Consider the following 7,990-nt stretch of genomic DNA (forward strand, 5'->3'; position numbering starts at 1 on the left):
CTGCCGATGACGGATGAGCGAGCGAGTAACGGCGTCACCGCTCCTCGGTTTTCCCTCGTTGGCGACGTGGTGCCCCAGGATGGCCCAGACAAGCCTCTGACCTTGACCGCCGGACGCTACGAGGTCGAACACCTGATCGGCAGCGGCGGTACCGCGCGGGTCTACCGGGCGTTCGATCGAAGGCTCGGCCGCCCGGTCGCACTCAAGGTGTACGACCGGGACGTCGTCGCGGCGGACCAGGTACGGCGGCTCCGGGAGAAGACCATCCAGGCCGGCATCAACCACCCCGGGGTGGTGGCCGTGCTGGACAGCGGGACCGATCACAGCAGACCGTTTCTGGTGATGCAGCTGGTGGACGGCGGAAATCTCGCCGAGCGCCTGCTCGCCGGGCCCTTGCCAACCGCAGAAGTGTCCGAGCTGGGGGTCCGGCTCACCGAGTCATTGGCACACCTGCACAACCGGCGCGTCGTGCACCGGGACCTCAAGCCCGCCAACATCCTGCTCGACCCCGACGGCCCGCTGATCGGCGATTTCGGCATCGCCCACGAACTCGACTCGACCCACATCACCGGCACTGGTTTTGTGACCGGCACGGCCGCCTACCTCGCACCGGAGCAGATCGCCGGTGAGCCGGCCGGACCGGCCGCCGACGTGTACGCGCTCGGCCTCATCCTGCTCGAGTGCTTGACCGCGGAGCGGGAGTACCCCGACACGATGGCCGAATCGGCACTCGCGCGGCTACACCGGTCTCCGCGCATCCCCGACGGGCTGCCCGTACCTCTCGCACGGACCCTCACACGTATGACCGCCCGCGAGCCAGAACACCGCCCCACAGCGCATGAAGCACTGCAGATGCTGAGCGGGCCACGGCCACGCACACAGGCACCACGGGCCCTGACCGCGCCTCGATGCCGGGTTTCACGCGGCGTCAACGAACCCTGATCGCCTCGAGGGGCCTCGCAGCCGCGGCCACCCTGGCAATGGTTGTCGTAGCGCTCACGAATCCCGACGCGCCAAGCCCCGCTTCAACTCCCGCCGCCGAACAACCCACGACATCCGTCCCCACCTCCTCCACGACGCCTGTGCAGATCATCCCCACGCCCTCGCCGGCGACGCCCGCGAAGCCACCTGCCACGGCGATCGCCGGACCGCCTCCAGCCGCGCCAGGCCCGGCCTCAGTGGCCGGCCCTGGCGCCCTTACGGCCAACCGCGACAACAACGCTGCCAATCCAGCCGATAAAGCCAAGGGGCACCCCAAGGGCAAGGGCAAGGGCCACGTCCACCCCTAACACCGTGCCCGCCGGCCGAACTTCGTCTCCGCGGGCACACCGCACCAGCGCTGAGCCGGCAGTGTCGACCGACTCGGCATTCGGCGTCGGGGTGGTTGCCGCCGGGCCGACCTGAGATGCGCCCTTGACGAGGTCGTTGTCATCGGCCAATCCACGCGGCGGTGCGGGCGGAGACCGCGCCGGCCGCGTGCTCGCCAGGACACGCAGGGCTCCTCGCTACCCAAGGCTGCGCGATTCGATCATGCGGTCGCTGCTGAGCGCGCCACCACGATCGTGAAGCCCAGTGACGGACAGGTCGAGACGATGCGGACGTTCAAACGGCCCAAGGCATTCGCAGTGAAATCCCGGGCCTAGGCGATCAACCAGCTGAAGGCCGACCTGGTCCAGGCAGAATCTCGCTACGCGAGTCGACGACAGGACTGAGCACCCCCGCCTGCTCCACCGCTGCGCTGACCTCACCGCTGCGCAGCCATCCGACTCGTCCAACGGGTCACTCGTGCGGTGCCCGTGCACGACAACGCTGGACAGCGCGCGGTCCGGTATCTTCTTACGTGGTTCTTAGAGATCTCCGGCAAAAGATCTCCGCTGCGGTCAGCGCCGATACCGTCGCGTTCGTCGAGATCAGCCAACGCCGTCCGGAGTGCAGGCGGCAAGCGTTGCGGAGAGGATTGTTTGCATGTCGACGAACGTCATCGTGGCCACGCGCGCCCAATTGTGGGGTGGTCGGTTGGCCGGAGCAGGCTCGCTTGTAAGCCGCTACGGTCTGGTCGTCGTTCTGGCGTGGATCGGTGGTGGCAAATACGTAAAAATGGACGCGCGGGTACTGATCGAGAACAGCCCGCTGATGAGCTGGCTCTTAGACATCTTCAGTCCACACACGGTCGCAGTGGCACTGGGAACCATGGAGATCGTGGCCGCGATCCTGATCGCGATCCAGCCGTTGCGGCCACGGCTGTCCGCTGTGGGCAGCGCGCTGGCGATCCTACTGTTCCTAGGCACACTCAGCTTTCTCTTCACGACCCCAGGCGTGGTCGTCACGTTTGCGGGGCCATTTCCGGTGCTATCGGCACAACCTGGCCAGTTCCTGCTCAAGGACCTGGTCTTGATCGGTGTGGCGCTGTGGACACTGGGCGAATCGATCATCAGCGTCACCGCGAAGCAGAGGGCGACGCAAGAGGCGGAACAAGTTGTCCTCGGCGCATGATGGGCCTCCCGCTGCACCCCAGGAAAGCTGCTCTGCACAACGGTGGTTCCATGGACGTCCAGGCTCCAGCGGAGAGCCGACAGCGCGATCCCGTCGGCGGTCCGCGCGAATCACGGCCGCAAACAATCCTCTCAGGGATCGTTCGCCGCGGAGCGGAATGAGCACCGAATGGGGCGCGGGCGGGACAGTCAGCCTGCCGTCTCCCGAAAATCGTCGCCGGGTGGACGATCGCGCGGCTCTCTTCGATCGACAATGGACCTCCGGCAACCTCGGAGGGCTTCGGTTGCGCCATCCCGCTGCTGGTCCCGCGCCCACGGGGCGCGGGGCCAGCAGCTAGACGATTGTCCTGCCCACACCAAGCCGGCGAGCACAACGCTCGCGACGACCCTGTCAGCGCAGGAGTTTGATGACCTCAGCGAAGGTAGTCATGTGTGGCTCCAGCACGCTGATGTAGCTCGTGCCGAACTCTTCTCGGTAGCGCAACAGCCGGTCCGCGATCTCGCGCGGAGAACCGACCAGCACTCCCGGGAGCCGACAGAGCTTGTCGTCGTCGAGACCGCTGGCGTCACGGATGATCGAAAGGTCGAGCCGATCTGCGCTCTCGCCAACCGCTGCGACGAACAGGTTCAGCTCGATGTCACCCAGACGGTCACCGGCTGCCTCCCGCAACACGTTGACGCGACGAGCCATGGCTTCTTCCGGAGCAAGGCCCGGCTCGACCCCAGCCATGATCGCGAAGCTGAAGATGTCGGCCTCATGGCCTGCGAGACGCAGCATGCGATCACCCGCCCCGGACAACATGATCGGCGGAACAGGCTTGTCGGGCTCGGAGGCGAGGAGGTCCCGGGTGGCTGCGACGACGTCGGCGAGTTTTCGCAACCGATCCCCTCCTGTGCCGAACGGCACACCCGCTGCCTCGAACTCGCCCGGGACGTAGCCGGCACCGAGGCCCAACTCCAGACGCCCCGCGGTCAGCCGATGGACATCAGCGACGTCGCGGGCAAGGTAGGCGGGAGTGAGGACACCGACGTTGAGGACGTAGGTGCCCAGCCGGAGGTTCGTCACGTCAGCCGCAGCGACCAACGCGGGGAACGGCGCCGGCATGCCCAGGTGATCCGGAAGCTGAAGCACGTCGTACCCGAGTTCCTCCACTTCACGCACTCGAGCGCGCCAAGCCGCCCGTGAGCCGATGTTGAAGAGTGTTACGCCGAAACGAAATGGACGATTAGTCATGAAATGCCTTCTGGGGTCTTCGGAAGTGGGCGGTCTGCCCGCCACTGCAAGCCGCCTCCCGCCGCGTATCGAGCCGGTGACTGCGCGGGAGTCAACACCGTCGACTATAGGCAATTTTCTCACGGTGGTCGGATCGGAAAGATGTCCGTAAGGACAGAGATTCCAAGTCCCCCAGTCCGGTTTCCACCACTGCGCAGGAAACAATAACCTGCCATTGAGCGGCGGCGGCGCGTCGCCATGTGGCGAGCATCACCAGGTTTTCGTGCCAGCCACCTGGCCTCTGCACCACAGCTGGTAGATGGTTCGCGCAGGTGCTGCACGCCTTCACTGCGCATGTGAACGAGCGCGTCGGGATCACCCGCAATCATGTAGACATCGAGACCCTCCCGCACGTTCTCGGCCGATCGCTGATGACGATGATGTCCGCGTCGCCCGCGCAACGCATTTCCACCACGGATTCGAAGCTTGAGCCGGGCGCCCCAGATGGGCACGGCTGCCTATCAGGCGATGAGGTCGAAAAACTCCAGGGCAGGCTGTCACGAGGGCGTTCGTGACGGCGCCGCGTTCTGAAGAACTCCGACCTCGCCAGCCCTGAACTCCCAGGCGGTCGACGCTGAGTGATGGTGACTTTTGGTTGCACTTGACTACTTTGCGTACTCGACGTCTACCTACTGCGCAACGGCTGGTTGCGACGAAACGCAGCAGCTCGTGGTTGCAGTGCCCCTCGACGAGGCCGACCCGCCACGTCGGCGTCCGGCCGGAAGCGGCCAGGCAGGGCCGGCGATGCCAGAGTTGACTCCCGCGGTCATAGGGGCATGCAAACACTAACGGTCAGTGCGCCGCCAGCAGCGCCCGACCTGCCCACTGACCCTGAGACCGCACCACGGGAGTGGGTAGCGGCAGCAAGGCACAGCTGCGGATGCGCGTCGTCCGGTTGCCCGCTTCCCCCGTAACGATTCCTGGTGTGCTTGAGCGGCGCCGCGCAACTCGTGCCACACACGGATTCGGCGTCTAGTCTCGAGCCACGGGTTTGACGCGAGAGCAGCACGCGCTGCGCTCAGTTTGCGCTCGCTGCCCTAGGTGAGTGGTCAACTGTCGCTTCGTCTCAGCTGCAACTGATATCGCTTGGAGTCAGATATGGCCACCGTTCATCATCGCTATGCGACCGTCGAGGGTCAGCAGCTCTTCTATCGCGAAGCGGGTCCCACGGATGCTCCCGCCGTTGTCCTGCTGCACGGGTTCCCGACGAGCTCCTTCATGTTCCGAACGCTGATCCCGGAACTTTCGGCGCGGTATCACGTCGTAGCGCCGGATCACTTGGGTTTCGGCCTGTCGTCGGCGCCATCGGTGGAGGACTTCGCCTACACGTTCGACGCATTGACGAGCCTGACGGCGGGGCTGCTGGAGCAGCTAGGTTTAGGCAGTTACGCAATGTATGTCCAGGACTACGGCGCTCCCATCGGCTGGCGCCTCGCCATCGCACATCCGGACTCGATCACAGCCATCATCACGCAAAACGGCAACGGGTACGACTCGGGCTTTGTTGAGAATTTTTGGTCGACCGTGTGGGCTTACCAGCGCGAGCAGAACACGGAAACAGAGGCGAACATCCGCAAGGCGTTGACCTTGGAAACCACGAGATGGCAGTACGTGACCGGCGTTCCAGACGAGAGCTTGGTGAGTCCGGACGCGTGGCACCACGACTACCAGCTGTTGTCGCGGCCTGGCAACGACGCAATCCAGTTGAAGTTGTTCTTGGACTACGCCTCCAATCCGCCGATGTATCCAGCACTGCACGAGTACCTGCGGGCGAACCTTCCTCCCGTGATGGCAGTGTGGGGGAAGAACGATCCGATCTTCGGCCCTGAGGGTGCCCTGGCCTTCACTGGAGACGCCCCGAACACGGAAGTGCACCTTCTCAACGGGGGTCACTTCCTCCTGGAGAGCGCTTTGGACCAAGTTGCCAAGCTCGTGCTCGGTTTCCTGGACCGAGTCTTGGCTGGGCGCTGACAGATTTCGAAGCCCTGAGGTGCACGGTCAGCATTTGTCACACGATGGTGCTCGCGAAAGCACGCCATCCTGGTAGCGAAACTTTCGAGCTGCGCTAGGGAACCGCGAGTCATTGCCTATGGTGAACCTCGTCACAATGAATGAGATTTCCAACACTGTCGCACGCGAGCTTCATAGCCTGGCAGCGACGGGCCAGTCCAGAGCTTACCGGCGATCATTCTTGTCCCTTTGGTCATCTCACTTTATCTCGGGAAATTTTGTAAGTCTGCTGTAACCAGTTACCGAGCGCGCGAAGCTCCGAACGGAGGTTAGCCTTTCGGAGTCGATATTCCAGCAAAACTTCCCGAGCGCCTGACTGCGTTGTATTAGAAATTTCTCAGCGCATGACGCGCCGGTTGTCTACCGAGAAAGGCCAAGGTCAGTGAAAGCTGCTCGAACTCAAGTGGAGGCCTCACTCGATGGAATCACCGAGTTGAAGAGCGTCGTGCTCGGCCCCGTTCTGCGGCCCGGCGAAGCGGGTTACGCGGCGGAGTGCACTGGGTTCAACCTCCTGGTCGAACACCGCCCAGCAGTTGTCGTCGGTGCCACCTGCGCGGCAGACGTCCAAGCCGCAGTGGAATACGCATCGTCCAACGGGCTCCAGATCGGGGTCGTGTGCACGGGTCACCAGCCCTTCGACCCCGTTCGCGGGTCGATGATGATAAACACCGGACGCATGGGCGACGTCGAGGTGAACCCGACCAACGCGACGGTGCACGTTGGTGCCGGCGCTCGGTGGCAGGATGTCGTCGATCGCGCTGCCCGCCACGACTTGGCTCCTCTGTGTGGTTCTTCACCGGGCGTTGCCGTCGCAGGCTATGTGCTCGGCGGCGGACTCAGCCCCTTCCTGGGCCGCACTTTCGGCTGGGCGGCCGACCACGTACTCAGTCTGCAAGTGGCCACCGCCGACGGCTGCCTGCGTGAAGTGTCGGCGGACAGCGATCCCGACTTGTTCTGGGCCCTACGCGGCGGCAAGAGCAACTTTGGCGTCGTGACGGCTCTGCAACTGGCGCTGTTCCCGGTGAAGGAATTCTTCGGTGGCGGCCTCTACTACGCTGGCGACTCAACCGCTGTTGTGCTTCAAGCGTATCGCGATCTCACCGACGAGGCGCCGGAGGAGATGAACTCCTCCGTGGCGCTTCTCAGGTTACCGCCGTTGCCGTCGGTGCCAGAGCCGCTTCGCGGCAAGTTGGTCGTCCACGTGCGTATCGCGTATATCGGTGACCCGGAGGAAGGAGCGCGCCTCGTCGCGCCGCTTCGGCAGGTCGCACCGAGGGTCATCGACGATGTCGGTTTACGGTCCTTCCCGGAGTTCGCCGCAGTCCACCAAGAGCCTACCGATCCCATGCCGTACGAGGAACGATCGACACTGCTCGAGAAACTCACCCCGGAAGCCGTCGACCTCCTCGTTGAGGCAGCCGGCCCGAAGTCCGGCTGCACTGTGACGATCGTAGATATTCGTCACCTCGGCGGCGCTCTGGCCCGACCTCCCGCGATCGCGAATGCGGTTGGCAATCGCGACGCCGGCTTCGTCGTGTGGGGTGCGGCCGTGGGTACGCACGAAGTCAACGCAGCCCCGCTCGAACGGATCGAGACGCTGATCGAACGTCTTTCCGCCTGGGGCACCGGCCTGAAGTACTTGAACTTCATCAGTGGGCACGACGGCGCCGAGCTGGCCTATGCGCCGCACACCTACCAACGGCTCCGCGAACTCAAGAAGGTCTTCGATCCGGACAACACCTTCAGCCAGAACAATCACAACATACCGCCAGCAGCCTGATTTCCGCGCACGAGGACAGCTGGTGGCCGAGGCGTCGGCGGCTGCGACATGCGGCCACCGCCTCCACCCACGGGCTCACTCGGCCGAGCCCCTCGGCCGGGTCGATGCGGGTGTAACTGCGCGACATCCGTGTTCGGCAAACTCGTGTGTCTGCTAAATCAGCGCGGGACGCGTCATAGTCAAGCCAAGCGACGTGGCCGATCCCGAGCTCGCGGCCGCCCTCGCACTGAAGCGCGGCATGCACGCTCGGACGGCTGACGAAGAGCGGCAGCAGATTACCAGTCCGAAAGAAGTTCATATCTGCTAGTGGTCTGTGTTTGAAGTGGTCTGACGGTTGGATTTCTTGAGGATCTCGTCGGCGGTTTTGGTCCAGATGAAGGGGTGGCAGCGTTCGTTCCAGCCGTCGATGAAGGCGCGGATCTTGGCGTTGAGGTC

Annotated in this window: 6 protein-coding genes; 5 read left to right on the forward strand and 1 reads right to left on the reverse strand. The window is 64.2% G+C overall.

All coding sequences use genetic code 11. The features are described from left to right. The first annotated feature begins 6 nt into the window (after positions 1 to 6). A complete protein-coding gene (locus AB0M56_RS43585; protein ID WP_364187456.1) occupies positions 7 to 942 on the forward strand; it encodes a serine/threonine-protein kinase in 936 nt (311 codons plus the stop codon). Between the two features lie 1,023 nt (positions 943 to 1,965). Continuing rightward, entirely contained in the window at positions 1,966 to 2,493 is a 528-nt protein-coding gene (locus AB0M56_RS43590) for a DUF417 family protein (protein WP_364187459.1), read from the forward strand. Positions 2,494 to 2,883: 390 nt separating this feature from the next. Here the strand turns inward: AB0M56_RS43590 and AB0M56_RS43595 are convergent, their stop codons facing one another. Then, the gene (locus tag AB0M56_RS43595) at positions 2,884 to 3,726 is read right to left on the reverse strand and encodes a TIGR03621 family F420-dependent LLM class oxidoreductase (protein ID WP_364187462.1); all 843 of its coding nucleotides are present in this window, start codon (positions 3,724 to 3,726) and stop codon (positions 2,884 to 2,886) included. A gap of 311 nt (positions 3,727 to 4,037) precedes the next feature. Between AB0M56_RS43595 and AB0M56_RS43600 the strand changes: the two genes are divergently transcribed. The 3 genes from AB0M56_RS43600 (at position 4,038) to AB0M56_RS43610 (ending at position 7,555) form a co-directional block, all read left to right on the forward strand. Further along, positions 4,038 to 4,280 carry a hypothetical protein gene (locus AB0M56_RS43600; RefSeq protein ID WP_364187465.1) on the forward strand — a complete coding sequence of 81 codons (243 nt, stop codon included), beginning with the start codon at positions 4,038 to 4,040 and terminating at the stop codon, positions 4,278 to 4,280. 583 nt (positions 4,281 to 4,863) lie between these two features. Further along, complete coding sequence (locus tag AB0M56_RS43605; protein WP_364187467.1) at positions 4,864 to 5,736, forward strand: alpha/beta hydrolase; 873 nt, start codon at positions 4,864 to 4,866, stop codon at positions 5,734 to 5,736. Positions 5,737 to 6,208: 472 nt separating this feature from the next. Then, positions 6,209 to 7,555, forward strand: coding sequence for an FAD-binding oxidoreductase (locus AB0M56_RS43610; RefSeq protein WP_364187470.1), 1,347 nt, complete (start codon positions 6,209 to 6,211; stop codon positions 7,553 to 7,555). The last annotated feature ends 435 nt before the right edge of the window (positions 7,556 to 7,990 follow it).

Source organism: Amycolatopsis sp. NPDC051372 (genome assembly GCF_040682095.1).
Classification (GTDB): Bacteria; Actinomycetota; Actinomycetes; order Mycobacteriales; family Pseudonocardiaceae; genus Amycolatopsis.

Bases quoted from the DNA above. Each gene is read 5' to 3' on its own strand.
- AB0M56_RS43585 (WP_364187456.1), top strand. From the start codon at position 7: ATGACGGATGAGCGAGCGAGTAACGGCGTCACCGCTCCTCGGTTTTCC.
- AB0M56_RS43590 (WP_364187459.1), top strand. From the start codon at position 1,966: ATGTCGACGAACGTCATCGTGGCCACGCGCGCCCAATTGTGGGGTGGT.
- AB0M56_RS43595 (WP_364187462.1), bottom strand. From the start codon at position 3,726: ATGACTAATCGTCCATTTCGTTTCGGCGTAACACTCTTCAACATCGGC.
- AB0M56_RS43605 (WP_364187467.1), top strand. From the start codon at position 4,864: ATGGCCACCGTTCATCATCGCTATGCGACCGTCGAGGGTCAGCAGCTC.